Annotated in this window: 27 protein-coding genes and 1 other RNA gene; 20 read left to right on the top strand and 8 right to left on the bottom strand. The window is 65.3% G+C overall.

The window, feature by feature from the left end; translation table 11 throughout:
* Nucleotides 1–110: 110 nt before the first annotated feature.
* The 6 genes from AC1DEL_RS12490 (at nt 111) to AC1DEL_RS12515 (ending at nt 5,899) form a co-directional block, all read left to right on the top strand.
* Nucleotides 111–1,061, top strand: a complete 951-nt coding sequence (locus AC1DEL_RS12490; RefSeq protein WP_477125808.1) for a LysR family transcriptional regulator — start codon at nt 111–113, stop codon at nt 1,059–1,061.
* A 122-nt stretch (nt 1,062–1,183) separates the two neighbouring features.
* Complete coding sequence (locus AC1DEL_RS12495) at nt 1,184–2,491, top strand: Glu/Leu/Phe/Val family dehydrogenase (RefSeq protein ID WP_092291861.1); 1,308 nt, start codon at nt 1,184–1,186, stop codon at nt 2,489–2,491.
* A gap of 288 nt (nt 2,492–2,779) precedes the next feature.
* A complete protein-coding gene (locus AC1DEL_RS12500) occupies nt 2,780–3,679 on the top strand; it encodes a glutamate/aspartate ABC transporter substrate-binding protein (protein ID WP_092291863.1) in 900 nt (299 codons plus the stop codon).
* A 66-nt stretch (nt 3,680–3,745) separates the two neighbouring features.
* Nucleotides 3,746–4,474, top strand: coding sequence for an amino acid ABC transporter permease (locus AC1DEL_RS12505; protein ID WP_092291865.1), 729 nt, complete (start codon nt 3,746–3,748; stop codon nt 4,472–4,474).
* A gap of 10 nt (nt 4,475–4,484) precedes the next feature.
* Entirely contained in the window at nt 4,485–5,168 is a 684-nt protein-coding gene (gene gltK, locus AC1DEL_RS12510; protein ID WP_092291867.1) for a glutamate/aspartate ABC transporter permease GltK, read from the top strand.
* Nucleotides 5,165–5,899 carry an amino acid ABC transporter ATP-binding protein gene (locus AC1DEL_RS12515; RefSeq protein ID WP_092291869.1) on the top strand — a complete coding sequence of 245 codons (735 nt, stop codon included), beginning with the start codon at nt 5,165–5,167 and terminating at the stop codon, nt 5,897–5,899. The genes gltK and AC1DEL_RS12515 overlap by 4 nt, the downstream gene beginning before the upstream one ends.
* 87 nt (nt 5,900–5,986) lie before the next feature.
* Here AC1DEL_RS12515 and AC1DEL_RS12520 read toward each other — a convergent pair whose 3' ends face one another.
* Nucleotides 5,987–6,817: a class II glutamine amidotransferase gene (locus AC1DEL_RS12520; RefSeq protein WP_092291871.1), complete on the bottom strand. Its 831-nt coding sequence runs from the start codon at nt 6,815–6,817 to the stop codon at nt 5,987–5,989.
* Between the two features lie 130 nt (nt 6,818–6,947).
* Between AC1DEL_RS12520 and AC1DEL_RS12525 the strand changes: the two genes are divergently transcribed.
* The 5 genes from AC1DEL_RS12525 to rnpB all read left to right on the top strand — a co-directional run bounded on the left by AC1DEL_RS12525 (nt 6,948) and on the right by rnpB (nt 11,529).
* Nucleotides 6,948–8,021, top strand: a complete 1,074-nt coding sequence (locus AC1DEL_RS12525; RefSeq protein ID WP_092291873.1) for a tartrate dehydrogenase — start codon at nt 6,948–6,950, stop codon at nt 8,019–8,021.
* A gap of 23 nt (nt 8,022–8,044) precedes the next feature.
* Nucleotides 8,045–9,343, top strand: coding sequence for a glycerate kinase type-2 family protein (locus tag AC1DEL_RS12530; protein WP_441644854.1), 1,299 nt, complete (start codon nt 8,045–8,047; stop codon nt 9,341–9,343).
* 10 nt (nt 9,344–9,353) lie between these two features.
* Nucleotides 9,354–10,388: a dihydroorotase gene (pyrC, locus tag AC1DEL_RS12535; protein WP_477159091.1), complete on the top strand. Its 1,035-nt coding sequence runs from the start codon at nt 9,354–9,356 to the stop codon at nt 10,386–10,388.
* Between the two features lie 5 nt (nt 10,389–10,393).
* A complete protein-coding gene (locus AC1DEL_RS12540) occupies nt 10,394–11,164 on the top strand; it encodes a DUF3025 domain-containing protein (protein ID WP_477125809.1) in 771 nt (256 codons plus the stop codon).
* Nucleotides 11,165–11,188: 24 nt separating this feature from the next.
* Nucleotides 11,189–11,529, top strand: an RNA gene (gene rnpB, locus AC1DEL_RS12545) — RNase P RNA component class A.
* A gap of 22 nt (nt 11,530–11,551) precedes the next feature.
* On the opposite strand, the gene AC1DEL_RS12550 is transcribed toward rnpB, so the two are convergent.
* On the bottom strand, nt 11,552–11,974 hold the full coding sequence (locus tag AC1DEL_RS12550) for an OsmC family protein (protein ID WP_092291881.1): 423 nt from the start codon (nt 11,972–11,974) through the stop codon (nt 11,552–11,554).
* Nucleotides 11,975–12,674: 700 nt separating this feature from the next.
* On the opposite strand from AC1DEL_RS12550, the gene rplM reads away from it, so the two are divergent.
* From rplM to erpA, 5 genes are all read left to right on the top strand, one after another.
* Complete coding sequence (rplM, locus tag AC1DEL_RS12555; RefSeq protein WP_092291883.1) at nt 12,675–13,103, top strand: 50S ribosomal protein L13; 429 nt, start codon at nt 12,675–12,677, stop codon at nt 13,101–13,103.
* A gap of 12 nt (nt 13,104–13,115) precedes the next feature.
* Nucleotides 13,116–13,508 (top strand): 30S ribosomal protein S9, encoded by a 393-nt coding sequence (rpsI, locus tag AC1DEL_RS12560; RefSeq protein WP_092291885.1) that lies wholly within the window; start codon nt 13,116–13,118, stop codon nt 13,506–13,508.
* A 202-nt stretch (nt 13,509–13,710) separates the two neighbouring features.
* Complete coding sequence (locus tag AC1DEL_RS12565; RefSeq protein WP_092291887.1) at nt 13,711–14,466, top strand: DUF6776 family protein; 756 nt, start codon at nt 13,711–13,713, stop codon at nt 14,464–14,466.
* A 22-nt stretch (nt 14,467–14,488) separates the two neighbouring features.
* On the top strand, nt 14,489–14,983 hold the full coding sequence (locus tag AC1DEL_RS12570; protein WP_092291889.1) for a bactofilin family protein: 495 nt from the start codon (nt 14,489–14,491) through the stop codon (nt 14,981–14,983).
* Between the two features lie 112 nt (nt 14,984–15,095).
* A complete protein-coding gene (erpA, locus tag AC1DEL_RS12575; protein WP_092291891.1) occupies nt 15,096–15,464 on the top strand; it encodes an iron-sulfur cluster insertion protein ErpA in 369 nt (122 codons plus the stop codon).
* 80 nt (nt 15,465–15,544) lie between these two features.
* Here the strand turns inward: erpA and AC1DEL_RS12580 are convergent, their stop codons facing one another.
* Both AC1DEL_RS12580 and AC1DEL_RS12585 read right to left on the bottom strand, forming a co-directional pair.
* Nucleotides 15,545–16,687 carry an anhydro-N-acetylmuramic acid kinase gene (locus AC1DEL_RS12580; RefSeq protein ID WP_477125810.1) on the bottom strand — a complete coding sequence of 381 codons (1,143 nt, stop codon included), beginning with the start codon at nt 16,685–16,687 and terminating at the stop codon, nt 15,545–15,547.
* A gap of 2 nt (nt 16,688–16,689) precedes the next feature.
* Nucleotides 16,690–18,084, bottom strand: a complete 1,395-nt coding sequence (locus AC1DEL_RS12585; protein WP_477125811.1) for a peptidoglycan DD-metalloendopeptidase family protein — start codon at nt 18,082–18,084, stop codon at nt 16,690–16,692.
* 215 nt (nt 18,085–18,299) lie between these two features.
* On the opposite strand from AC1DEL_RS12585, the gene tyrS reads away from it, so the two are divergent.
* From tyrS to AC1DEL_RS12605, 4 genes are read left to right on the top strand one after another with little or no spacing between them, the layout of a single operon-like run.
* The gene (gene tyrS, locus AC1DEL_RS12590) at nt 18,300–19,541 is read left to right on the top strand and encodes a tyrosine--tRNA ligase (protein ID WP_092291897.1); all 1,242 of its coding nucleotides are present in this window, start codon (nt 18,300–18,302) and stop codon (nt 19,539–19,541) included.
* A gap of 6 nt (nt 19,542–19,547) precedes the next feature.
* Nucleotides 19,548–20,018 (top strand): D-aminoacyl-tRNA deacylase, encoded by a 471-nt coding sequence (gene dtd, locus AC1DEL_RS12595; RefSeq protein ID WP_092291899.1) that lies wholly within the window; start codon nt 19,548–19,550, stop codon nt 20,016–20,018.
* Nucleotides 20,019–20,037: 19 nt separating this feature from the next.
* Nucleotides 20,038–20,685 carry a YbhB/YbcL family Raf kinase inhibitor-like protein gene (locus AC1DEL_RS12600; protein ID WP_092291901.1) on the top strand — a complete coding sequence of 216 codons (648 nt, stop codon included), beginning with the start codon at nt 20,038–20,040 and terminating at the stop codon, nt 20,683–20,685.
* A 56-nt stretch (nt 20,686–20,741) separates the two neighbouring features.
* The gene (locus tag AC1DEL_RS12605) at nt 20,742–21,416 is read left to right on the top strand and encodes a histidine phosphatase family protein (RefSeq protein ID WP_477125812.1); all 675 of its coding nucleotides are present in this window, start codon (nt 20,742–20,744) and stop codon (nt 21,414–21,416) included.
* Between the two features lie 30 nt (nt 21,417–21,446).
* Here AC1DEL_RS12605 and AC1DEL_RS12610 read toward each other — a convergent pair whose 3' ends face one another.
* The 4 genes from AC1DEL_RS12610 to ruvB all read right to left on the bottom strand — a co-directional run bounded on the left by AC1DEL_RS12610 (nt 21,447) and on the right by ruvB (nt 24,907).
* On the bottom strand, nt 21,447–22,109 hold the full coding sequence (locus AC1DEL_RS12610) for a queuosine precursor transporter (protein WP_255370731.1): 663 nt from the start codon (nt 22,107–22,109) through the stop codon (nt 21,447–21,449).
* Nucleotides 22,110–22,359: 250 nt separating this feature from the next.
* A complete protein-coding gene (locus AC1DEL_RS12615; RefSeq protein ID WP_092291905.1) occupies nt 22,360–22,944 on the bottom strand; it encodes a BPSL1445 family SYLF domain-containing lipoprotein in 585 nt (194 codons plus the stop codon).
* Nucleotides 22,945–23,006: 62 nt separating this feature from the next.
* Nucleotides 23,007–23,588 carry a hypothetical protein gene (locus AC1DEL_RS12620; protein ID WP_092291907.1) on the bottom strand — a complete coding sequence of 194 codons (582 nt, stop codon included), beginning with the start codon at nt 23,586–23,588 and terminating at the stop codon, nt 23,007–23,009.
* A gap of 248 nt (nt 23,589–23,836) precedes the next feature.
* The gene (gene ruvB / locus AC1DEL_RS12625) at nt 23,837–24,907 is read right to left on the bottom strand and encodes a Holliday junction branch migration DNA helicase RuvB (protein WP_092292147.1); all 1,071 of its coding nucleotides are present in this window, start codon (nt 24,905–24,907) and stop codon (nt 23,837–23,839) included.
* Nucleotides 24,908–24,914 lie beyond the last annotated feature (7 nt).

Here is a 24,914-nt window from a genome sequence, read left to right on the forward strand (position 1 = left end):
CTGTCGTCCAAATCTCGCTCCAATTGTAATCCTGTTCCAAAAATATTAAAGAAATTGGAATAGATTTGCTCATCGTGCAGCCCGATGGCCGGCAAGCGATAATCCGCGCCATGGAAATCAAATGGCTTGAAGACTTCGTCAGCCTGGCCGAGACGCACAGCTTTTCGCGCTCGGCGGAGCTGCGGCATGTCACGCAACCGGCGTTCTCGCGGCGTATCCAGTCGCTCGAGGCGTGGGTGGGCATCGAACTGATCGACCGATCGAGCTACCCGACCACTCTGACCGACGCCGGAAAGGTGTTCTACGAGCAGGCGCTGGCCATGCTGGCCCAGGTCAGCGAAACCCGGGCGCTGATGCGCGGCCAGCGCTCGGCCAACGCCCAGGTGCTGGAATTCGCGGTGCCGCACACGCTGTCGCTGACCTTCTTCCCGGAATGGCTCAAGGGCGTGGAGCGCAAGGTCGGCACGCTGCCCTGCCGGCTGCGCGCGCTGAACGTCCACGATGCCGTGCTGATGCTGGTGGAGGGCGGCTGCGACCTCGTCATGGTCTACCACCACCCGCGCCAGGCCATCCAGCTGGATCCGGCCCACTACGACATGCTCGTGCTCGGCACCGAGCGGCTGTCGCCCTACAGCGTGCCCGACAGCACTGGCCGGCCCGTGTTCCGGCTGCCCGGCAGCGACAAGAAGCCGGTGCCGTTCCTCAGCTACACGCCCAATGCGTTCCTGGGACGGATGGTGGACATGCTGCTGTCCGAGTCGCCGGACATCCTCAAGCTCGACAAATGCTACGAGACCGATATGGCCGAGGCGCTCAAGGTCATGGCGCTGGCCGGCCACGGCATGGCTTTCCTGCCCGAGAGCGCGGTGCGGGACGACGTGCACGCAGGCCGGCTGGTGCGGGCCGAGGCCGCGCGCGGGCTGCCGCAGTCCATCGACATGGAGATCCGGCTCTACCGCGAACGGCCCACCGATGTCGGCAACGACCGCCGCAGCGGGCAGAGCCGGCGCAAGCGCCAGCTGGTGGACAAGGTCTGGGCTGCGTTGACGACGCAAGCCTGAGGGGTCGGGCGCAAGGTTATGCGCATCTTGCATAATGCTGCAGGGCGGGATGAGCAAACGGCATTGGATTCCGATGTGGAGGCGCCGATATTCTGCGTGTCACCTTCACTCGGAACTCAACGATGTCTTCCGCAGCACCGTCCAAGCCGTCCATCGCCTCCCACATCCTGCCTTCGTACCTGAACGCCGACGCGCTCGGGCCCTGGGGCATCTACCTCCAGCAGGTTGACCGTGTCACGCCCTACCTGGGTTCGCTGGCCCGCTGGGTGGAAACGCTGAAGCGCCCCAAGCGCGCGCTGATCGTGGACGTGCCCATCGARCTGGACAACGGCACCATCGCCCACTACGAGGGCTATCGCGTGCAGCACAACCTCTCGCGCGGCCCGGGCAAGGGYGGCGTGCGTTTCCACCAGGACGTGACGCTGTCCGAGGTGATGGCCCTGTCCGCGTGGATGTCGGTCAAGAACGCTGCCGTCAACGTGCCCTATGGTGGTGCAAAGGGCGGCATCCGCGTGGATCCGCGCACGCTCTCCACGGCCGAACTGGAACGCCTGACGCGCCGCTACACCAGTGAAATCAACCTGATCATCGGCCCGACCAAGGACATTCCGGCGCCGGACGTGAACACCAACGCCCAGGTCATGGCCTGGATGATGGATACCTACTCGATGAACTCGGGCAGCACGGCCACCGGCGTGGTGACCGGCAAGCCGATCTCGCTGGGCGGCTCGCTGGGCCGTCACGAGGCGACCGGCCGCGGCGTGTTCGTGGTCGGCAAGGAAGCCGCCCGCAACCTCGGCATGGACATCAAGGGCGCGCGCGTGGCCGTGCAGGGCTTCGGCAATGTAGGCGCCGTGGCGGCCAAGCTGTTCCACGAGGCTGGCGCCAAGGTGGTGGCCGTGCAGGACCACCGCACCACGCTGTACAACCCGGCCGGGCTCGATGTGCCGGCGATGATGGAATACGCGTCGCACAGCGGCACGATCGAAGGCTTCCAGGGCGAAGTGCTGACCACCGAGCGGTTCTGGGAAGTCGAGTGCGACATCCTGATCCCGGCCGCACTGGAAGGCCAGATCACGGCCGCCAACGCGCCCAAGATTACGGCCAAGCTGGTGATCGAGGGCGCCAACGGCCCGACCACGCCCCAGGCGGACGACATCCTGCGCGAGCGCAACATCCTGGTCTGCCCGGACGTCATCGCCAATGCCGGCGGCGTGACCGTGTCCTACTTCGAATGGGTGCAGGATTTCTCGAGCTTCTTCTGGACCGAGGAGGAGATCAACGAGCGCCTGGTACGAATCATGCAAGAGGCCTTCCGGGCGATCTGGCAGGTGGCCCAGGACAATAAGGTCACGCTGCGGACGGCTGCGTTTATCGTTGCTTGTACGCGAATCCTGCAGGCGCGCGAGATGCGCGGCCTGTATCCCTGATTGAAACGGGCAATGAAAGGGGCGGATGGATGTTGCGACGCAGCATCCATCCTTTCCCCGGACATGAAAGGACGCGGCGGCCGGAGTTTTCCGGCTGCCGCGTTTTTTGTTGTCTGAATCATTGCAGTTGTGTCGCATTTTGGCGCAATGCCGCGCAACCATGCCTGAACTGGCACCAGTTAGGGGAAAAACCCGTTGTCTTGGGTCACGAGCTAAGCAATACTGTTTCGCCGGTGGGGCGTTTTTTTGCTAGAGTCCCGCCTTTCTCTTCATGGTCAAGGAGATGTTATGAATGTAGCCAAGCTGGCTAGCCTGGCGGTTGCTGCGGGTATTCTGTGCGGTACCGCGCAGGCTGCAGAGCCGCTGACGGGCACGCTGCAGAAGATCAAGGACACGGGTGTCATTACGCTGGGTGTGCGGGATTCCTCGATTCCGTTCAACTACAACCTTGGCGGCGTGCGCCAGGTGGGCTATTCCTACGATATCAATATGAAGATCGTGGAGGCCGTGAAGGACCAGCTGAAGCTGCCGAACCTGCAGGTCAAGGAAATCCCGATCACCTCGCAGAACCGGATCACGCTGCTGCAGAACGGCACGATCGACATCGAGTGCGGTTCCACGACCAATAACCTGGAACGCCAGAAGCAGGCCTCGTTCTCGAACAGCATCTTCATCATCGGCACCCGCATCATGGTGAAGAAGGATGGCGGCATCAAGGACTGGTCTGACCTGAAGGGCAAGAATGTGGTCACCACCGCTGGCACGACGTCCGAGCGCCTGCTGCGCAAGATGAACGACGACCAGAAGCTGGGCGCCAACATCATCAGCACCAAGGACCATGGCCAGTCGTTCCTGACGCTGGAATCGGGCCGTGCCGTGGCGTTCATGATGGACGACGCGCTGCTCTTCGGCGAACGCGCCAAGGCGAAGAACCCGGCCGACTGGATCGTCGTGGGCAAGCCACAGTCGCGCGAGTCGTACGGCTGCATGATCCGCAAGGATGATGCCCCGTTCAAGAAGGTGACGGACACCGTGATCGCCGGCCTGATGAAGGACGGATCGATCAACACGATGTACACCAAGTGGTTCATGCAACCGGTACCGCCGAAGGGCCTGAACCTGGACTTCCCGCTGTCCGACGACATGAAGGCGCTCTTCAAGAACCCGAACGACAAGGCACTCGACTGATCCCTGTGATCGGAGCAGTGCGAAACGGAAGGAGAAGTCCTTCCGTTTCTTTTTGAAGGACGCACTATGGATTACATTTTTCACTGGGGAGTGTTCCTCGAGCAGGCCGCGCAGAACGAGACGTACCTGGACTGGATGATTTCCGGTCTCAAGGTGACGATCGCGCTGGGCCTGACCTCGTGGGCCATCGCCCTCGTCATCGGCTCGGTGCTCGGCGTGCTGCGCACGGTGCCGAACAAGCTGCTGTCGGGTATTGCCGCGACGTATGTCGAGATTTTCCGGAACATTCCGCTGCTGGTTCAGCTGTTCATCTGGTATTTCGTGATTCCCGAGCTGCTGCCGTTCGGCGACGCGATCAAGCAGATGAACCCGTTCACCCAGCAGTTCCTGGCCGCCATGCTCTGCCTGGGCACGTTTACCGCCGCCCGGGTTTGCGAACAGGTGCGCTCGGGTATCAACTCGCTGCCGCCGGGCCAGCGCAACGCCGGCCTGGCGATGGGCTTCACGCTCGCGCAGACTTACCGCTTCGTGCTGTTGCCGATGTCCTTCCGTGTCATCGTGCCGCCGCTCACCTCCGAATTCCTGAACATCTTCAAGAACTCGGCGGTGGCGTCCACGATCGGCCTGCTGGAACTCGCCGCGCAGGGCCGCCAGCTGGTGGATTACACGGCGCGTCCGTATGAATCGTTCATTGCGGTCACGGTGATGTACATGCTGATCAATCTGACGGTCATGCTGATCATGCGCTGGGTGGAACGCCGGACCCGGGTGCCGGGCTTCATCGGCGGCAAGTAAAGGGGCGCACATGGCATACGAATTCGACTTTAGTTCCATCAACCACGAAACGCTGGACGTGCTGTGGGAAGGCATGACGGTGTCGCTCAAGATCACCGTGACCGCGGTGGTGGTGGGCATTGTCTGGGGCACCATCCTTGCGATGATGCGCCTGTCTTCCTTCAAGGCGCTGAACTGGTTTGCGCAGGGGTACGTGACCATCTTCCGCTCCATCCCGCTGGTGATGGTGCTGTTGTGGTTCTTCCTGATCATCCCGCAGCTGCTGCAGAAGGTGTTCAACCTGTCGCCCGCGGCCGATTTGCGGATGACCTCGGCGCTCATCGCGTTCGCGCTGTTCGAGGCCGCGTACTACTCCGAAATCATCCGGGCCGGTATCCAGAGCGTGTCGCGCGGACAGATGTTCGCCGCGCAGGCGCTGGGCATGACCTACGGCCAGACCATGCGGCTGGTGATCCTGCCGCAGGCGTTCCGCAACATGGTGCCGCTGCTGCTGACGCAGGGCATCATCCTGTTCCAGGATACGTCGCTGGTCTACGTGAGCGCGCTGGCTGACTTCTTCGGCCAGGCCTACGGCATTGGCGAGCGCGACGGGCGCATCGTCGAAATGCTGCTGTTCGCGGGCTTCGTGTACTTCGTTATCTGCTTCTCCGCTTCGCTGCTGGTCAAGCGTTATCAGAAAAAGGTGGCTGTATGATCGAAATTAATAACGTTTCCAAGTGGTACGGCACGTTCCAGGTGCTGACGGACTGCACCACCAAGGTTGCCAAGGGCGAAGTGGTGGTGGTGTGCGGCCCGTCCGGTTCGGGCAAGTCCACGCTGATCAAGACCGTGAACGCGCTGGAGCCGTTCCAGAAGGGCGATATCCTGGTCGACGGTACTTCGGTGGGTAACGCCAAGACCAACCTGCCGAAGCTGCGCTCGCGCGTGGGCATGGTGTTCCAGAACTTCGAACTGTTCCCGCACCTGTCGATCACCGAGAACCTGACCATCGCCCAGATGAAGGTGCTCGGCCGCTCGAAGGACGAGGCGATGGCCAAGGGCCTGAAGTACCTGGAGCGCGTGGGCCTGAAGAACCAGGCGGCCAAGTTCCCCGGTCAGCTGTCCGGCGGCCAGCAGCAGCGCGTGGCGATTGCCCGCGCACTGTCGATGGACCCGATCTGCATGCTGTTCGATGAGCCGACCTCGGCGCTTGACCCGGAAATGGTCAACGAGGTGCTGGACGTGATGGTGCAGCTGGCTCAGGAAGGCATGACCATGATGTGCGTGACCCACGAAATGGGCTTCGCACGCAAGGTGGCCAACCGCGTGATCTTCATGGACGCCGGCAAGATCGTCGAGGACTGCCCGAAGGAAGAGTTCTTCGGCGACATCGCCGCCCGCTCGGAGCGCGCCCGCCAGTTCCTGTCGAAGATCCTGCAGCACTAATTGGTGTAGCAGGTCGTCGGACCCCCTCTCCCGTCGGGAGAGGGGCGCAGCATCCCTCCCGCTTTACCCTCCCCAAAGCCTAAAGCCTCAAGTACACGCCGTATTGGCCGCGTTCTTCGCCTGCACCTCGGGCGGGATCGGCACGGTCAGCGTCATCGTCGGCAGGCCATGTTCGAACATGATCAGCTCGCCCGGCATGAAGCGCGTCCACGTCTCGTTGTCGGTCAGCGGCGCGGTGGCGATCACGGCCACGCGGTCGTCGGGTGTGGTCACCTGGGCGAAATCGATCGACAGGTCGGCATCGATCAGATGCGCCTTCGAGAACGGCCACTGCCGCACGATGTAGTACAGATGCGTCGAGCAGTGCGCGAACAGCGCCTGGCCATTGCATAGTAGAAAGTTGAAAACGCCATGCAGCGTGATGTCGCGCGTGATGTCCGCCAGCGCGTGGCCCAGCTCGTTCAGCGGCGGCTGGGAGCCCGGGAACCGCTTGCGCAGCCCCTGCATCAGCGTGCAGAACGCGAGTTCGCTGTCGGTATCGCCCACCGGCTGGTACACGCCGGACAGGAACGGCGAGAAGCCCTTCAGGTCGCCGTTATGGGCGAAGATCCAGTGCCGGCCCCAGAGTTCGCGCATGAACGGATGGCAGTTCTCGAGCAGCACCGTGCCCTGCGTCGCCTTGCGGATATGGGAAATGACGTTTTTCGACTTGATCGGATAACGCTTGATCAGCTCCGCCACCGGCGAGGTGCCGGCGGACTGGTTGTCGATGAACAGCCGGCAGGCCTTGTCCTCGAAGAATGCCACGCCGAAACCATCGGCATGGTGGTCGGTTACGCCGCCACGGGCGGCAAAGCCCGTGAAGGAGAACGTCACGTCGGTTGGCGTGGCGCAGTTCATGCCTAGCAGCTGGCACATGGGGGCACCGGTGCGGCAAGGGGCTGCCGCTTTGCAATAGAATGCAGACATTATCCCGCGCGTGCGGGACGCTGCCAAGCGCGGCGCCCGGGCGCCCCCCCTGCTGTTCAGCCCCAGCCACTTCCCAGCCATGAGTCAATACAAGATCGCTGTCATTCCCGGAGACGGAATCGGAACGGAAGTGATGCCCGAAGGCATCCGTGCCATGGACGCCGCCGCGCGCCGCTTCGGCATCGACTTCCAGTGGGACCACTTCGACTTCTCCAGCTACGACTACTACGCCCGCCACGGCAAGATGCTGCCGGACGACTGGTTCGACACGCTGGTCAAGTACGACGCCATCTACTTCGGCGCCGTGGGCTGGCCCGAGAAAATCCCGGACCACGTGTCCCTGTGGGGCTCGCTGCTCCAGTTCCGCCGCTCGTTCGACCAGTACGTGAACCTGCGCCCGGTGCGCCTGATGCCCGGCATCAAGAGCCCGCTGGCCGGCCGCCAGCCTGGCGATATCGACTTCTACGTGGTGCGCGAGAACACCGAGGGCGAGTATTCGAGCATCGGCGGGCGCATGTTCCCGGGCACCGAGCGCGAAATCGTGGTCCAGGAGACCGTGATGAGCCGCGTCGGCGTGGACCGCATCCTGAAATTCGCGTTCGAGCTGGCCCAGAAAAGGCCCAAGCAGCACCTGACCTCGGCCACCAAGTCGAACGGCATCTCCATCACCATGCCGTACTGGGACGAGCGCGTGGAGGCCATGGCGGCCAATTACCCGGGCCTGAAGGTGGACAAGTACCACATCGACATCCTGACTGCGCACTTCGTGCAGCATCCGGACTGGTTCGATGTGGTCGTGGCCAGCAACCTGTTCGGCGATATCCTGTCCGACCTCGGCCCGGCCTGCACGGGCACCATCGGCGTGGCGCCGTCGGGCAATATCAACCCGGACAAGACCTATCCGAGCCTGTTCGAGCCCGTGCACGGCTCGGCGCCGGACATCGCCGGGCGCGGCGTGGCCAACCCGATCGGCCAGATCTGGTGCGGCGCGATGATGCTGGAGCACCTCGGCCATGCCGATGCGGGCGCCGCCGTCCTGGCCGCCATCGAGAAGGTGCTGGCCGCCGGGCCGGGCCACGCGCCGCTGACGCGGGATATTGGCGGCACCGCCGGAACGGCCGACCTGGGTCGTGCGATTGCGGAGGCGCTGTGAATACCGCTAACACCACCAACACCGTGACCTCCCATATCGACCCCCGCACGCTGCTGCTGGAGAGCTTCCGGGCCGCCGTGGCCGCAGCTGACCCGCTCGAGATCGTCGCCGCCCACCTGCCGCCGCCCCATGCCGGCGGCCGCACGCTCGTGGTCGGGGCGGGGAAGGCCGCCGCATCGATGGCGCTGGCCGTGGAGCGCGCCTACGCGGGCCGCGCCACGCTCGACGGCATCGTTGTCACCCGCTACGCGCACGGCCTGCCGACCGACCATATCCGCGTGATCGAGGCCGGCCATCCCGTGCCCGACGAGGCCGGCGAACAGGCCGCGGCGGACATCCTCGCCCGCGTGCAGGCGCTCGGGCCGGAAGACCGGCTGATCGTCCTGGTGTCTGGCGGCGGGTCGAGCCTGCTGTCGCTGCCGGCCGAAGGCATCGCCATGGCAGACCTCAAGGCCACCACGCGCGAACTGCTCCGATGTGGCGCACCGATCACAGAAATGAATATCGTGCGCAAGCACCTGTCGCGCATCCAGGGCGGCCGGCTGGCGCAGGCGAGCAAGGCGCCCGTGACCACGCTGATCGTCTCGGATGTGGCCGGCGATGATCCCAGCGCGATTGCATCCGGCCCCACCGTGGCCGATCCGAGTACGTATGCCGATGCGCTGGCCATCCTGCAACGCTACGGCGCGAAGGTGCCGGCCCCGGTGCAATCCCACCTGGAACGCGGCGCGCGGGGCGAGATCGACGAGACGCCCAAGCCGGGTGATCCGTTGTTCACCCGGGTCGAGAATCACATGATCGCCACCGCGCACGGCAGCCTGGAAGCCGCCGCCGCGCTGTTCCGCAAACAGGGCATCCAGCCCGTGGTGCTGGGTGACACCGTGACCGGCGAAGCCCAGGAAGTCGCGCGGGTCTATGCCGCGCTGGTGCGCGAGATTCGCGCGTACAATGCGCCGTTCGCCGCGCCGGTGGCGCTGATTTCCGGTGGCGAATGCACGGTGACGCTGCCCGCGAGCGGTGCCGAGCGGGCCCGGGGCGGCCGTTGCTCGGAGTTCCTGCTGTCGCTGGTGATCGAGCTGGGCGGGGCGGACAATATCCATGCGATCGCCGCCGATACGGACGGCATCGACGGCTCCGAGGACAACGCCGGCGCCGTGTGCTGCCCCGATTCGCTCAAGCGCGCCGAGGCCGCCGGCGTCTCCGCCCGCCAGCAACTCGATGCGCACGATGCCTGGGGTTTCTTCGATGCCATCGGCGACCTGGTCCAGACCGGCCCAACGCGCACCAACGTGAACGATTACCGCGCCATCCTGATTCTTTGAATTTCCAGCTATGACCCAGACGCTCACCATCACCCGCCCGGACGACTGGCACCTGCACCTGCGCGACGGCGCGGCGCTGGCCGCCGTGCTGCCGGACACCGCGCGCCAGTTCGGCCGCGCGATCATCATGCCGAACCTGAAGCCGCCCGTGACCACGGTGGAGCAGGCTGCCGCCTACCGCGCGCGCATCCTGGCCGCGCTGCCGTCCGGCATGGCGTTCGAGCCGCTGATGACGCTGTACCTGACCGACAACTTGCCCGCCGAGGAAATCGTCGCCGCCAAGGCGAGCGGCTTCATCCACGCGGTGAAGCTGTACCCGGCCGGCGCCACCACCAACAGCGACGCCGGCGTGACTGATATCCGCCGCTGCGCCGCCACGCTGGAAGCCATGCAGCGCGCCGGCCTGCCGCTGCTGGTGCACGGCGAAGTGACCGATGGCGACATCGACATCTTCGACCGCGAAGCCGTGTTCATCGACCGCGTGATGCGGCCGCTGCGCAAGGATTTCCCGGAGCTGAAGGTGGTCTTCGAGCACATCACCACCAAGGACGCGGCCCAGTACGTGGCCGAGGCCGAAGGCCCGGTCGGGGCGACGATCACCGCGCACCACCTGCTGTACAACCGCAATGCGATCTTCACCGGCGGCATCCGCCCGCATTACTACTGCCTGCCGGTACTCAAGCGCGAGACCCATCGCGAGGCGCTGGTCAAGGCGGCCACCTCCGGCAGCGCGCGGTTCTTCCTCGGCACGGACAGCGCGCCGCATGCACGCGGCCTGAAGGAACACGCCTGCGGCTGCGCGGGCTGCTACACGGCACTGCATGCGATGGAGCTGTACGCCGAAGCGTTCGATACTGCCGGCGCGCTCGACAAGCTGGAAGGCTTCGCCAGCTTCCACGGCCCGGCGTTCTACGGCCTGCCGCGTAACACCGGCACGCTCACGCTGTCGCGCGAAGACTGGGRGTTGCCGGCGGAACTGCCGTATGGCGACACCACGCTGGTGCCGCTGCGCGCCGGCGAGACCCTGCGCTGGAAGGCGCAATAAGCGACTTGCCTGGCATCGACTGGGCGCGGCCGTGGTTCCGGCCATTCGCCGCGTCCGGGGTCGCGCTCTCCGCCGCCGATTCTCGCGCGGCGCTCAACGAACAAGCTGCCGCCGCCGGGCTGGCGAACGCCAACGACCAGCCACTGTGCTTCGTCCCCCAGTCTGACCTCCCCGATGGGGTGGCCTATGAGGCGCATATCCACGCCACCGGCCACGTTCCCACGCGCGACAACCTCCACGACGCGTTCAACGCGCTGATCTGGCTCCATTTCCCCGCGACCAAGGCCGTGCTGAACCGGCTCCAGGCCGAGGCCATCGCCCGTGATGGCGTGCTGCCCGTGCGCGGCCGCCTGCGCGATGCCGCGACGCTATTCGACGAAAACGCGGTGATCTTCCTGACCGAGGACACCCGGCTGGCCCAGGCGCTGCAAGGGTTTGCGTGGCACACGCTGTTCGTGGCGGCGCGCGCCGCATGGGGCAGCGCCTGCACGGTCGTCCCGTTCGGCCACGCCTTGCTGGAGAAGCTGGTGCAGCCCTACAAGTCGATCACGGCCCACGCATGGTGGCTGCCGATGCCGCCCGGCACGCCGCGCGCGGTCATCGACCGGAAACTGGCCGAATCGCTGGCCGAGGCAGCCGGGCAGGGCACACTGCGCGCCGGCCGCTGCTTCGCGCCGCTGCCGGTGCTGGGCATTCCAGGCTGGTGCGATGAGAACGATGCGCCGTCGTTCTACGACGATACGGCCGTGTTCCGCCCCGGGCGCCAGATCCGCTGAGTTCGGTGGTAGACTGCGGGCCGCAAAGCAGGCCAGACAATCGCTGCTTGTCTCGCAAGGGGCAAGGGGAGGAAAGTCCGGACTCCACAGGGCAGGGTGTTGGCTAACAGCCATCCACGGTAACGTGCGGAATAGGGCCACAGAGACGAGTCTTGCCGCCGGGTTCGCCTGGCGGGAAGGGTGAAACGCGGTAACCTCCACCCGGAGCAATCCCAAATAGGCAGACGATGAGGCGGCCCGCTGAGTCTGCGGGTAGGGAGCTGGAGCCGGCCGGTAACGGTCGGCCTAGAGGAATGGTTGTCACGCGCAGCGCGCCGCAAGGCGGGCCGCGCGCACAGAATCCGGCTTATCGGCCTGCTTTGCTCTCTCTTCCTGACGTCAGGGCGTTCAGCCCTCGACGATTTCCATCGTGTGCGTGATCTCGGCGGTCTTGGCCAGCATGATCGAGGCCGAGCAGTACTTGTCGTGCGACAGCGTGATCGCGCGCTCCACCGTGGTCGGGTTCAGGTTGCGGCCCGTCACCGTGAAGTGGAAGTTGATGCGCGTGAAGACCTTCGGGTCCTCGTTGGCGCGCTCGGCTTCGAGCTTTACCGTGCAGCCGCGCACGTCCTGGCGGCCACGCTTGAGGATCAGCACCACGTCATAGGCCGTGCAGCCGCCGGTGCCGAGCAGCACCATCTCCATGGGACGCGGCGCCAGGTTGTTGCCACCGCCATCGGGCGCGCCGTCCATCGCCACGATATGGCCGCTGCCGGTCTGGGCCACGAAGCTCATGCCTTCCGGGCCCATCCATGTCACTTTGCATTCCATTTTGTTCGTTCCTGGGTTTACGAATGTGTTTTCGCGCTCACGTCCGCGCAATCACGAATCTTGCATTTCGTCAGTATATGGCATCGGCGGATCGTGCCCGAGGCGAGGGATTTCCCTTGGGATTCTGAGGGAATCCTCTATTGTGGCGCCGATGACTCAGCATCACATCGAGGGTAAGTCTTTGATTTTTAAGAAAGACAAACATTTGCAAGAGGCTACTAAAGCATTGCGCAATGTGCAATGCGATTTCGCACTGCAAATTTTCTTGCGTTGCGACGGCCGCTATGTATAATTCAGTTCATTGAACGACGGCGCATCTGGCGCGCCAGAGTGCGAAAGCGAAAGCCCTCCGCACCGCCCGCCGCCCCGTCGATCTACCAGTGTCTCCTCCACCCTCCTCCTTTGGTGGATTCAAACCCAAGTCCAACCGACTTGGGTTTTTTTTCGTCCACTTACGTCCACATTTCGTCCCCGGCTTCCATGTGATGCAGGGGGCTTGACGAAAAGCCACGACTTTGCTTGTGCGCCATCGCATTCCCCGAGTATAATCGCAGGCTTTTCCGGTCATTGCCCCCGGAAAAGGAATCAGGGAGAGCCTGCAAACACAAGCAGGAAGGTCAGGTCCCAAGGGCCGGCCGAACGACAGGACGCTAAAACGGCGACCGTCACATCGGGCAGTATTCAATAGTCAGGAAAAATCATGAAGACCTTTTCCGCCAAGCCTCATGAGGTAAAGCGCGACTGGTACGTGATTGACGCGACGGACAAGGTCCTCGGCCGTGTTGCCAGCGAAGTGGCACGCCGACTGCGCGGCAAGCACAAGCCGGAATTCACTCCGCACGTCGACACGGGCGATTACATCGTCATCGTCAACGCAGCCAAGCTGCGTGTCACGGGTACCAAGGAAACGGACAAGAAGTACTATCGCCATTCGGGTTACCCGGGCGGTATCTACGAAACGACGTTCGGCAAGATGCAGCAGCGTTTCCCGGGCCGCGCCCTGGAAAAAGCTGTCAAGGGCATGCTGCCGAAGGGTCCGCTGGGCTATGCAATGATCAAGAAGCTGAAGGTTTACGCCGAAGCCGATCATCCGCATGAGGCACAGCAACCCAAGACGCTCGACATCTAAGGAGGCCAATCCATGATCGGTAACTGGAATTACGGTACTGGCCGCCGCAAGAGCGCTGTGGCTCGTGTCTTCATCAAGTCGGGCAAGGGTGAAATCGTCGTCAACGGCAAGCCCATCAACGAGTACTTCGCTCGCGAAACCTCGCTGATGATCGTGCGTCAGCCGCTGGAACTGACCACCCACGCCGAAACGTTCGACATCAAGGTCAACGTGACCGGCGGTGGCGAAACGGGCCAGGCTGGCGCAGTGCGCCACGGCATCACCCGCGCCCTGATCGACTACGACGCCACGCTGAAGCCGACGCTGTCGAAGGCTGGTTTCGTCACGCGCGATGCACGTGAAGTGGAACGTAAGAAGGTCGGTCTGCACAAGGCACGTCGCCGGAAGCAGTTCTCGAAGCGCTGATGCGCTTTCGCAGGTCCGCTCTGGCGGATCTGTCGAATCCGGAAAAACCGCACGCTCTGTCGTGCGGTTTTTTTTCGTCTGCGTGGTGCAGAAATCACCACTTTTCTGGCGAAGGTGTCTCAGATGTCATACATTGATCGGCACAATGGCGGCTCGGAGATACAATCACGGGCCTGCGAATGAGAGGACGAACGATGGTGTCATGGGCCTGAAGTACCGGCCACTGCGACCGCGCCGGGGATTGCGCGCTTCGCGGGCCGTGATTCGTGTGCATCGGCCGTGGCGTGTGTGGATCTGGGCGCTGGTGCTGGCGATCGGGCTTGGACTCGCCGTGGTCTGGGCCATCGATGCCGGCCATGCCATGCGTCAACCTGCCGCGCCAACGGATACGGCACTCGTGGCGGCCAATGCCGCGTTGCGTGTGCAACTGGCCGAGGTGACCGCCGAGCGCGACCAACTGCTTACCAGCGCGAACACCCCGGAGGCCCGTCTCGAGATGGCCCGCGCCGAGCGCGAGCGTCTGGTGCAGCAACTGAAGTCGGCAGAGGCCGAGGTAAGCCAGCTCAAGGAAGACCTTGGGTTCTTCGAGGCGCTGCTGCCGGCCACCGGCGATACGTCTGGCATCCACGTGCGCAGTTTCCGCGTGGTCATCGACGAAGCACAGCCCCAGGCCGTGCACTATCGCCTGCTCGTGATGCAGGGCGGTTCGAAGGCATTTGTCGAGCAGCCCGAATTCAAAGGTGATCTACAATTCACAATTTCAGCAGTCCGGGCTGGGCAGCCGTTAACCATGACACTGCCGAATCCGAAAGAGGCGCCGTTACCGGCGGTGCGCCTCACGCATTACCAGCGTATCGAGGGCGACCTGGCGATTCCCAAGGGCGCCGAGGTACGTGCCGTATCGGTCCGTATCGTGCAGAACGGACAGGTCCGCGCGGCGCAGTCGGCAACGCCGTAGGACCCGAACAAGGAGAGGGATCATGTTGTTTTCGAAGAAGAAAGGCCTGTCGATCGACACCCTGATCGGCCAGGACGCCACCATCGAGGGCGATGTCACGTTCGCGGGCGGCCTGCGCCTGGATGGCCGCGTGCGCGGCAACGTGCTGGCATCGGACGCGCAGCGCAGCATGCTCGTCATCAGCGAGAAGGGCGCAGTCGAGGGCGAAGTGCGCGTCGGGCACCTGATCCTCAACGGCACTGTGACCGGCCCGGTGAGCGCCAGCGAACTGCTCGAACTGCAGCCCCATGCGCGCGTCTACGGTGAAGTGCACTATGCGGCGCTGGAAATGCACCAGGGCGCCATCGTCGAAGGCCGTCTCGTGCCAATCGGGCAGGGCGAGGTGCGCGCCTTGCCGAACCATGTGCCGGCCGCCGAGGTCAATCAAGAGACGCCAGTGGAATCGAACACGTCCGAAACCGAGGCCGAAGAGGTGTCGGCCAAGGCCACACCCGAGAACGCAGGCGCCGCGGCCTGATTGTTTGTCGATGGATGTGACGTGAACGCCTAGAAGCCCTTGAAATTTAATGGGTTCGGCACGATTTCGAAGTAGCGCTTAGAATACGGCGTATCTAAATAGGAGAATCCCCATGAACGCAGTCGCTGAGGCACCCGTAACCGAGGACGTGCCGGCACCGTTCGTCTTTACCGACAGCGCCGCCGACAAGGTCAAGCAGTTGATCGAGGAAGAGGGCAATGCCGAGCTGAAGCTGCGCGTATTCGTGCAGGGCGGCGGCTGCTCTGGCTTCCAGTACGGCTTCACGTTTGACGAAGACGTCAACGAAGACGACACCACGATGGTCAAGAACGGCGTGATGCTGCTGATCGACTCGATGAGCTACCAGTACCTGGTGGGCGCCGAGATCGACTACAAGGAAGACATCAACGGCGCGCAGTTCGTGATCAAGAACCCGAATGCCTCGACCACTTGCGGTTGCGGCTCGTCGTTCTCGGCCTGATCCCGGTTTCGGTCGATAAAAAAGCGCACTTCGGTGCGCTTTTTTGTTGCCTGTCGATTCCTGGCAATCAACGCGCGACCTCAACGCGGATAGATCGCCCCAAGCACGCGCGGGCCGGCCGCGCCGGTAACCGTGGGCACGTTGCCGGGCGCGCGCCGCACGCATTGCCGCGCCAGCCAGGCGAAGGCGAGTGCCTCCACCTCCAGGACCGGCACGCCGAAATCATCGGTCGTCTGCACGGCCACGCCCGGAAGCAGCCGCGCGAGTTCAGCCATCACATAGCCATTGCGGGCGCCGCCGCCGCAGACGATGAGCCGGCGCGCATCGGCGGCATGCGTCTGCACGTCGCGCGCGATGGCGGTGGCCGTCAGCGTCGCCAGCGTGGCCTGCACGTCGGCGGCGGGCGGCTGCCGGTCGCCGCGCGTGGCCAGCAGCGCCTGCAGCCAGCCCGGGTGGAACAGATCGCGCCCGGTGCTCTTGGGCGGCGGCGCGCTGAAATAGGGCTCGGTCAGGCACTGCGCCAGCAGCGCCGCATCCACCGTGCCGCTCGCGGCCCAGGCGCCATTGTCGTCGTAGGGCAGGCCGCGATGGCGGTGGATCCAGTCGTCGAGCAGCGCGTTGCCGGGGCCGCAGTCGAACCCGGTGACCGGGCGACCGCTGGCCGTTGCCGGCAGGATGCTGATATTGGAGATGCCGCCGATGTTGCAGACCACGCGGGTCTCGTCCGGCGCGCCGAACAGCGCCGCGTGCACAGCGGGCACGAGGGGCGCGCCCTGGCCGCCGGCCGCCACGTCGCGGCTGCGGAAGTCGGCGATCACGTCGATGCCGGTCAACTCGGCCAGCAGCGCCGGATGCTGACTCTGCCGTGTGTAGCCGGTGCCGTCATAAAGACCGGGGCGATGGCGGATGGTCTGGCCGTGCGCGCCGATGGCCGCGACCGATGCCGGGCGGGCATCGGCGAGCCGCAGCAGCGTCGCCACGCACTCGGCATAGACGCTGGCGAGCGCGTTGGCGGCCAGCGCCTCGCGATGGATCTCATCGTCGCCCGGCTGCTGCAAGGCGCCGAACGCCTCGCGCAACGGCTGGGGAAAGGGGGTGTGCGCCGCCGCCAGCACGACGGGGTGCGCGCCGGAAAAATCGACGAGCACGCCATCCGCGCCATCCATGCTGGTGCCCGACATCAGGCCGATAAATCGCTCGCTGCTTGCCGGGGGCACGGACATGGTCAGTTGCTGGCGGTCAGGACGTTGTAGGTGCGCAGCATGTTGATGCGGCTCAACATCGCGCTGGTATAGGTCAGGAACTGCGTGCGCGACTTGCCGGTCAGCGCCGGCGCTTCCATCAGGGTGATGGTGAGCGGGTTCTGCGGCACGTCGTTGAAGCGGAATTCGTAGTGCAGGTGCGGCCCGGTGGCCCAGCCGGTGGCGCCGACATAGCCGATCACCTGGCCCTGGCTCACGTGCTGGCCCTGGCGCAGCCCGGCAAAGCCGGACAGGTGGGCGTAGTACGTCGAGTACCCGCCCGCGTGCTGGAGCACCACGATGTTGCCGTAGCCGTTCTGCTGGCCGACGAAGTCCACCGTGGCATCGCCGGTGGCGATGACCTTGGTGCCCTGCGGCGCGGCGAAGTCCACACCCTTGTGCTGCGCCCACTGGTGGTGGAGCGGATGGTCACGCCCGCCGAAGCCCGACGATACGCGCGAGAACTCCACCGGCGAACGCAGGAACGGCCGCTTCATGGTGCGACCGTCGAACGTGTAGTAGGCGCCGGCTTCACCTTCTTCCGGGGCGTACCAGAGCGCCTGATGCAATGTGTTGCGATTGATCAGCTCCACGGCCACCACGCGGCCGTTGCGCACGAAGGCGCCGTCGCGGAAACCGGCCTCGTAGACGATGCGGAAGCGGTCGCCCTTGGCGATGTCGTGGTGGAAGTCGATCACGCCCGAGAAGATCGAGATCATCTTCTGGACGATGTCGTCAGGCACGTTGGCGCTGTCCATCGACTTGAAGAAGCCGCCGGCCTCGATCCCGCCGGAAGCCATCTCGTAGTGCACGTCGTTGTCCACGGACTGGACGCGCGCCTTGTAGGTGTAGTCGCCGCCCTCGGCCTTCGGCGCCACGCGCTCGATCACGAGTTCGCGCGAGGCGGCGGCGTCGCCGCCCAGGTTGGCCTGGAGCGACACCAGCAGGTTGTGGTCGTCGATCTCGGCCTGCACGGCCTGGCCGGCGTCGAGGTTGAGCAGCCCACGCGCGGTGGCGTTCTTGAGGATGAACGCCTGGGCGTCGGGATCCTCCACGCCCAGCCGGCGCAGCAGCGTGGCCAGGGTGTCGCTGCGCTGCATGCGGTCCTCGCGCACATAGCGGCTTTCGGGATCGCTCTCGGTGAGCTGTTCGAGCTGGGTGCGCAGGTCGGGCAGGCGAATGGTCTCCTGCACCTTCGGCGCCTGGGGGTCGTCATAGGCATTGCGCGGGGCGACGCCCATCGCGGCAGCCATGCCGAGCGTGAAAACGGTGCCGACAGCAACGGTGAGTTGCTTCCGGCGCCGGGCATGCTGGGGGTTGGTCGGGTCGACAAGCACCACCAGCTCGCGCGCGAAAACTTCGCGGAGACTGGACCACATCACGTAAAATTCAACCTTGATTCCGGGCTCCGCTGCCGCGACGATGTGTCTTCGTCTGCCTTCCTCCCCCGAGGTTGCGGCGCGGGCCAATGTTTGTCAGCCGCCTACAATGGCGGTTGCCGCCGGGCTGCCCCGGCAGACGCAAAGCGCGAATTATACCAGAACGACACCGGCTGTCCGTCGGCGATTCCTTAATTATTTCAACGACTTATCTCATGTCTGAAGTGACCCCGGCCGCCGCGGCCAAATATCCACTTACGCCGTCGGTGATGCAGGCCCTGGAGATCACCAAGCGTGGCTGCGACGAGCTGTTGATCGAAGCCGAGTGGCTCCAGAAGCTCGCCCGCAGCGAGGCCACCGGGGTGCCACTCCGCATCAAGCTGGGCCTGGACCCCACCGCGCCGGACATCCACCTGGGTCACACCGTGGTGCTGAACAAGCTGCGCCAGCTCCAGGACCTTGGCCACCAGGTGATCTTCCTGATCGGCGATTTCACCTCCACGATCGGCGATCCGTCCGGCCGCAATGCCACCCGGCCGCCGCTTACCCGGGAGCAGATCGAGGCCAACGCCCAGACCTACTACCGCCAGGCCAGCCTGGTGCTCGACCCCGCCCGGACCGAAATCCGCTACAACAGCGAGTGGAGCGACCCGCTCGGCGCGCGCGGCATGATCCAGCTGGCAGCCAAGTACACCGTCGCCCGGATGATGGAGCGCGACGACTTCACCAAACGGTTCCGGTCTGGGATTCCGATTTCGGTCCATGAGTTCCTTTATCCGCTCATGCAGGGCTACGATTCCGTGGCGCTCAAGGCCGATATCGAGCTGGGCGGCACCGACCAGAAGTTCAACCTGCTGGTGGGCCGTGAGCTGCAGAAGGAATACGGCCAGGAGCCGCAGTGCATCCTGACCATGCCGCTGCTGGTGGGGCTGGACGGCGTCGAGAAGATGTCGAAGTCGAAAAACAACTACATCGGCGTGGCCGAGGCCCCGAACGACATGTTCGGCAAGCTGATGAGCATCTCGGACGACCTGATGTGGCAGTACTTCACGCTGCTGTCGTTCCGGCCGATGAGCGAGATCGACCTGATGAAGCAGGAGATCGCGCTGGGCCGCAACCCGCGCGAATGCAAGGTGGCGCTGGCGCAGGAGATCGTCACGCGCTTCCACAGCGCGGCCGATGCCGAGAAGGCGCTCGAGGACTTCAACCACCGCGCGCGCGGCGGCGTGCCGGACGACATCCCGGCGGTGACGCTGGAAGGCGCGCCGCTGGGCATCGCCCAACTCCTGAAGCAGGCCAACCTGGTGCCGTCCACCTCGGAAGCCAACCGCAATATCGAGCAGGGCGGCGTCAAGATCGACGGCTCCGTGGTCGGCGACAAGTCCACAAAGGTGGCCGCCGGCACCTATGTGGTCCAGGTGGGCAAGCGCCGCTTCGCGCGCGTGACCCTGGTGTAAGGCGCGATGATCGCCCTGATCCAGCGCGTGGCGCAGGCCCGCGTGACCGTGGCGGGCCGCACCACCGGCGAGATCGGCGCCGGGCTGCTGGCGCTGGTCTGCGCCGAGCGCGGCGACACCGAGGCCCAGGCCGAGCGCCTGCTGGCCAAGCTGCTCGCCTACCGCGTGTTTTCAGACGCCGAGGGGAAGATGAACCTGCCGGTGCAGAACATGGACGGGCAGGGCAAGGCGGGCGGGCTGCTGGTGGTGTCGCAGTTCACGCTTGCCGCCGATACCAACAGCGGCACGCGGCCGAGCTTCACGCCGGCGGCGTCGCCCGAGGATGGTAGGCGATTGTATGAACATTTCGTGGCCCGCGCGCGCGCCGCGCATTCGTCGGTGGAAACCGGCGAGTTTGGCGCGATGATGCAGGTCAGCCTCGTCAATGACGGCCCCGTGACGTTCTGGCTGCGCGTGCCGCCGGCCGGCACGGCGTGACACATCCAAGGAGATCCTCATGAAACTCTGGAGCAAGGCATTTGCCGACAACGCGCCCATTCCGGGCGAGTTTGCGTTCTGCGTGCCCGATGCCGCCAATCATGTGGCGCTGTCGAGCAATCGCAATCCGGACCTGCATTGGGACGGTTTCCCCGCCGAGACGCGTTCGTTCGTGCTGGTCGCCCATGATCCCGATGTGCCGAGCGTGGGCGACGACGTGAACCAGGCCGACCGCGAAGTGCCGGCCACGCTGCCGCGCGCGGACTTCTTCCACTGGGTGCTGGTGGACATACCGCCGGGCCTGAACACGATCTCGGCCGGCACGCACAGCGACGGCGTGATCGCGCGCGGCAAGCCGGGCCCGGACACGCTGGTCGGCACGGCCGTGGCCGGCGGCCTGCGCCACGGCACCAACGACTACACGGCGTGGTTTTCCGGCGACGAGGACATGAAGGGCCACTACTTCGGCTACGACGGTCCCTGCCCGCCCTGGAACGACGCGCTGGTGCACCGCTACGTGTTCACGGTCTACGCGCTCGATATCGAACGCCTGCCCGTGGAAGGCCATTTCACTGGCGCCGATGTGCGCCAGGCCATCCAGGGCCACGTGCTGGCCGAAGCCTCGCTCACCGGCACCTACACGCTCAATCCGAAACTGATCCGGTAATCATCCGCACGCCGGGCGCAGACCCGGCGCGCAACCGTCGCCCCCAAGGAACCGGCATGTCGCAAAGCTCCGGGCCGCAGTCGCTGGCCTACACCCACCTGATCGTGATCCGTCATGGCGAGACGGCCTGGAACCGCGCGCGGCGCCTGCAGGGCCAGCTCGATATCCCGCTGAACGAGGTGGGCCGCGCCCAGGCGGCCGCGCTGGCCGAGGCGCTGGCCGGCGAGCCGATCGACGCCATCTATTCGAGCGACCTGGGCCGCGCCATGGAAACCGCCATGCCGCTGGCCGAGACGCTGGGTCTGCAAATGCGGCCCGACGCCCGCCTGCGCGAGCGCTGCTACGGCGACCTGGAAGGCATGACCTATGCCGAAGTGGCCGAGCAGCGCCCCGAGGACTTCGCGCGCTGGCAGGCCCGCGTGCCGGACTACGCGCCGCCCGAGGGCGAGTCGCTGCTGGAGTTCCACGAGCGCGCGGTCGAGGCCGCGCTGGCGCTGTCGCGCCGGCATCCGGGCGAGCGCATCGCGCTGGTGGCGCACGGCGGCGTGCTCGACTGCCTGTATCGCGAGGCCACCGGCATGACGCTCGAGGCGCCGCGCCAGCACGAACTGCTGAACGCCAGCGTCAACCGCCTGCGCAGCGACAGCGCGCACCTGACCCTGCTGCAATGGGGCGATGTGAGCCACCTGGAGGCGCTGGCGCTCGACGAAGTCGACAAGCGCGTGCCCTAGCCGCGCGTCCGGGGGCCCACCCCGGAAGGCTCAGACCTTGAGCCGGAACGGCGTGAAGTTGGTGTGCCGGTCGAACCAGTCCTCGTTCTCGGCCCGCTTCAGGAAGCCCACCACCTTGTAGGTGACCGGCGTCATGACCACTTCCCAGGCCGTCTTCAGCACGTACTGGGCCACGGCCACCTGGATCACCTTCTCCAGCGGCCAGATGCCATAGAAGGCAATCACGTAGAACAGCGAGGAATCGACCAGTTCCCCGGCCAGCGTGGAGCCGATGGTGCGCGTCCACAGCCAGCGCCCGCCGCTCCACAGCTTCATCTTCGCCAGCACGTAGCTGTTGGTGAAGCTGCCGCAGCAGAACGCGATCAGCGACCCCAGCGCGATCCGCCACGTGTTGCCGAACACATCCTCCAGGCTCTTCTGGTAGTCCGCCATGAAYGGCGCCACCGGCATCTTCAGCACCACCAGGCTCATGAACGTGGCGAAGGCCAGCGCGGTGAAGCCGGCCCAGACCACGCGGCGGTCGCGGCCATAGCCGTAGACCTCGGTCAGCACGTCGCCAAAAATGTACGAAATCGGGAAGAACAGCACGCCGGCGCCGAAGGTGACCGGGCCGATCACGGGTAGCGTGACCTGCGCCGCCTTGGCCGCGCCGATCAGGTTGGAGCAGAGCAGTACCGTGACGAAGGCCACCATGACCAAGTCGTAGTAGCGGTAGACGCGACCAGTGTGCGCGGCATCGACGGCAGGGAGGGGCGTGGCGTGAGACTCGGGCGAGGACAGGGGCGGGGGCATGGGCGGGAGCGCTTCCGGTGCGGGGGTTCGCGCGATTATGCCAGCGCGGCGCCACACGTGTCGGCAAGCCGGGCCCGCCGGGCCCGCAAAAGAAAACTCCCGGCCGGAGCCGGGAGCCAACACACCCTGGAGGATGGGAAAACCAGGTCGATCAGAGCGACAGCTTGCTGATCTTGGAGCCGTCGATCGAGGCATCGAACATCAGCCCCGCGTTGGTCTGCACGAAGCCGATCACCGGCTGCTGGCCCGTGACGGTATCCAGCTTGCCGTTCGCGCCGATCTTGGCCAGCGCCACGCTGCCGTCCACGCCGGCCGTCCAGCCGCTGGACTGCACGAACTTGTTGTAGGCCTCGGGCGTCATGAACATCAAGATCACCGCTTTCGACTGGCCGCCGGCGGTGAAGCCGAACGAGGCCGAGATCGTGCGGTAGTAGCCCACCGTGGCGCCCTTCGAGCGCAGCGCGCCGTCGCCGTACTCGCCGGCCACGACCAGCCCGCCGCCGATCACGCGCGGGAACACCAGAATGCCCTGGGAACGGTTGGCCAGCTCGCGCGAGCCGTCCACCGAGGCGTAGAGCCGGTTCAGCGCGCCGTCCACGCCGGCGTCGATTTCCTGTTTCTTGGCGGCGGCGTCCTCGGGCGTCTTGGGACCCGTGGTGGTGCAGCCCGCGGCAAAGGCCGTGGCCACGAGCAGGCCCGATCCGGTCACCCGCGTCACGAAATGGCGTCGATTCATATGCAACCTCCTGATGGGGAAAAGTACTGCATTCGACTCTTTCCGGTGGTTCGGACCGGACTTCAGCCGGCGTTAGGCGACTTCACGGTGATGGCGACCACCTCACGCACGACGATCTTCGCCATCTGGCCCTGCTTGATCTTGGTGAGGTCGATGTTCGGGTCACGGACCTTGACCGTGCGCAGCGTCTCGCGCGGGCCACGGAAGGTCACGGTGCGATTGGCGGTATCGATCTTGGTGATCTGCGCCGTGATGGTGGTGGTGATCTCGCGCATCACGCCGGGCTTGCCGCCCTCGGCCGCGCGCGAGGTGCGCTCCACCTGCTCCACCAGCGGGGTGTCCTTGCTGTCGAGCGGCTCCAGCGCCGCCACCACGGCCGCCGCGCGCGTCAGCGTGACGATGTCACCCTTGCGCACGTTGCCGATATTCTTGGCCTCGTCGCCGCCCACGATCTCGACGATATTGCCCTTCGGCCCCTGCACGAGCACGGCCTTCGAGTTGACATCGACATCGACGACCTTGCCGCTGATAACGGCTTCCTCGGCGATGCCGACCGGCGCAGGCGTCTTCTGCGCATGCACGGCGCCAGCGGCCAGGAGCAGGCTGGCAAGCAAGGCAAGGGTCGGGATGGGTCGCTGGATCATGGCTCTGAGTCCTTTCTGGCGCAATGGGCGCTGTAAGTGGAAACTGATGGAGCCATTGTGGACAACCGGCCATAAGCGGGCAATCCACTTCGAAAAAATTTGGAGCGGTGCGCGAAAACGTTTAACTGGCGGGGGCGGGCTGCAATGCGCGGTCGTTGCGCACTGCAGCAGGCCGGATTCGGCCGATTTTGTCTGGGGAGAGGCTTAGGGGACGCTCAGCGGACGCTTAGGGGACGCTTAGGGGACGCTCAGGGCGTCTCAAGCAGATCGCTGCCGGAGTCGTCCTGCGGCGTGGCGAGCCCGAAATGCCGGTACGCCGCCGCCGTCGCCACCCGGCCGCGCGGTGTGCGCTGCAGGTAACCCTGCTGGATCAGGTAGGGCTCCAGCACGTCCTCGATGGTGTCGCGCTCCTCGCCGATGGCCGCCGCCAGGTTGTCCACGCCCACCGGGCCGCCGCCGAACTTGTGCAGCACGGCTTCCAGCAGCTTGCGGTCCATCAGGTCGAAGCCGACGCGGTCCACGTCGAGCATCGCCAGCGCGGCATCGGCCGTCTCGCGGCTGATCGTGCCGTCGCCCTTCACCTCGGCGTAATCGCGCACGCGGCGCAGCAGCCGGTTGGCGATACGCGGCGTGCCGCGCGCCCGGCGGGCTATCTCGAGCGCACCCAGGGGCTCGATCACCGCGTTGAGCAACTGGGCCGAGCGCGTGACGATGCGCGCCAGTTCCTCGGCCGTATAGAACTCCAGCCGCGCCACGATGCCGAAGCGGTCGCGCAGCGGGTTGGTCAGCATGCCGGCGCGCGTGGTGGCACCCACCAGCGTGAACGGCTGCAGGTCCAGCTTGACCGAGCGGGCCGCCGGGCCTTCGCCGATCATGATGTCGATCTGGTAGTCCTCGAGCGCCGGGTACAGGATTTCCTCGACGACCGGCGAGAGCCGGTGGATTTCGTCGATGAACAGCACGTCGTTGGCTTCGAGGTTGGTCAGCAGCGCGGCCAGGTCGCCCGGGCGCTCGAGCACCGGCCCGGAGGTCTGGCGCAGGCTCACGCCCATTTCGCGCGCGATGATGTGGGCCAGCGTGGTCTTGCCGAGGCCCGGCGGGCCGAACAGCAGCACGTGGTCCAGCGCCTCGCGGCGGTTGCGGGCCGCGTGCATGAAGATGTCGAGCTGGCCACGGATCTTTTCCTGGCCGACGTACTCGTCCAGCAGCTTGGGCCGCAGGGCGCGCTCGAAGGCCTCCTCGCGGGCGGAGGCGGGGGTGGCCGAGATAACCCGTTCGGGCTGGCGCTCGGCGCCGGTGAGCTTGTCGGTTTCGATCATGGCGGTG

Source organism: Cupriavidus sp. 10L43_2, from assembly GCF_056395265.1.

Coding starts and splice junctions, on each gene's coding strand:
- AC1DEL_RS12570 (WP_092291889.1), top strand. CDS start 14,489: ATGTTGTTTTCGAAGAAGAAAGGCCTGTCGATCGACACCCTGATCGGC.
- AC1DEL_RS12580 (WP_477125810.1), bottom strand. CDS start 16,687: ATGTCCGTGCCCCCGGCAAGCAGCGAGCGATTTATCGGCCTGATGTCG.
- AC1DEL_RS12585 (WP_477125811.1), bottom strand. CDS start 18,084: ATGTGGTCCAGTCTCCGCGAAGTTTTCGCGCGCGAGCTGGTGGTGCTT.
- AC1DEL_RS12620 (WP_092291907.1), bottom strand. CDS start 23,588: ATGATCCAGCGACCCATCCCGACCCTTGCCTTGCTTGCCAGCCTGCTC.
- erpA (WP_092291891.1), top strand. CDS start 15,096: ATGAACGCAGTCGCTGAGGCACCCGTAACCGAGGACGTGCCGGCACCG.
- AC1DEL_RS12515 (WP_092291869.1), top strand. CDS start 5,165: ATGATCGAAATTAATAACGTTTCCAAGTGGTACGGCACGTTCCAGGTG.
- AC1DEL_RS12550 (WP_092291881.1), bottom strand. CDS start 11,974: ATGGAATGCAAAGTGACATGGATGGGCCCGGAAGGCATGAGCTTCGTG.
- AC1DEL_RS12615 (WP_092291905.1), bottom strand. CDS start 22,944: ATGAATCGACGCCATTTCGTGACGCGGGTGACCGGATCGGGCCTGCTC.
- gltK (WP_092291867.1), top strand. CDS start 4,485: ATGGCATACGAATTCGACTTTAGTTCCATCAACCACGAAACGCTGGAC.
- rplM (WP_092291883.1), top strand. CDS start 12,675: ATGAAGACCTTTTCCGCCAAGCCTCATGAGGTAAAGCGCGACTGGTAC.
- rpsI (WP_092291885.1), top strand. CDS start 13,116: ATGATCGGTAACTGGAATTACGGTACTGGCCGCCGCAAGAGCGCTGTG.
- AC1DEL_RS12525 (WP_092291873.1), top strand. CDS start 6,948: ATGAGTCAATACAAGATCGCTGTCATTCCCGGAGACGGAATCGGAACG.
- AC1DEL_RS12605 (WP_477125812.1), top strand. CDS start 20,742: ATGTCGCAAAGCTCCGGGCCGCAGTCGCTGGCCTACACCCACCTGATC.
- ruvB (WP_092292147.1), bottom strand. CDS start 24,907: ATGATCGAAACCGACAAGCTCACCGGCGCCGAGCGCCAGCCCGAACGG.
- tyrS (WP_092291897.1), top strand. CDS start 18,300: ATGTCTGAAGTGACCCCGGCCGCCGCGGCCAAATATCCACTTACGCCG.
- AC1DEL_RS12490 (WP_477125808.1), top strand. CDS start 111: ATGGAAATCAAATGGCTTGAAGACTTCGTCAGCCTGGCCGAGACGCAC.
- AC1DEL_RS12600 (WP_092291901.1), top strand. CDS start 20,038: ATGAAACTCTGGAGCAAGGCATTTGCCGACAACGCGCCCATTCCGGGC.
- AC1DEL_RS12505 (WP_092291865.1), top strand. CDS start 3,746: ATGGATTACATTTTTCACTGGGGAGTGTTCCTCGAGCAGGCCGCGCAG.
- AC1DEL_RS12500 (WP_092291863.1), top strand. CDS start 2,780: ATGAATGTAGCCAAGCTGGCTAGCCTGGCGGTTGCTGCGGGTATTCTG.
- AC1DEL_RS12520 (WP_092291871.1), bottom strand. CDS start 6,817: ATGTGCCAGCTGCTAGGCATGAACTGCGCCACGCCAACCGACGTGACG.
- dtd (WP_092291899.1), top strand. CDS start 19,548: ATGATCGCCCTGATCCAGCGCGTGGCGCAGGCCCGCGTGACCGTGGCG.
- AC1DEL_RS12565 (WP_092291887.1), top strand. CDS start 13,711: ATGGGCCTGAAGTACCGGCCACTGCGACCGCGCCGGGGATTGCGCGCT.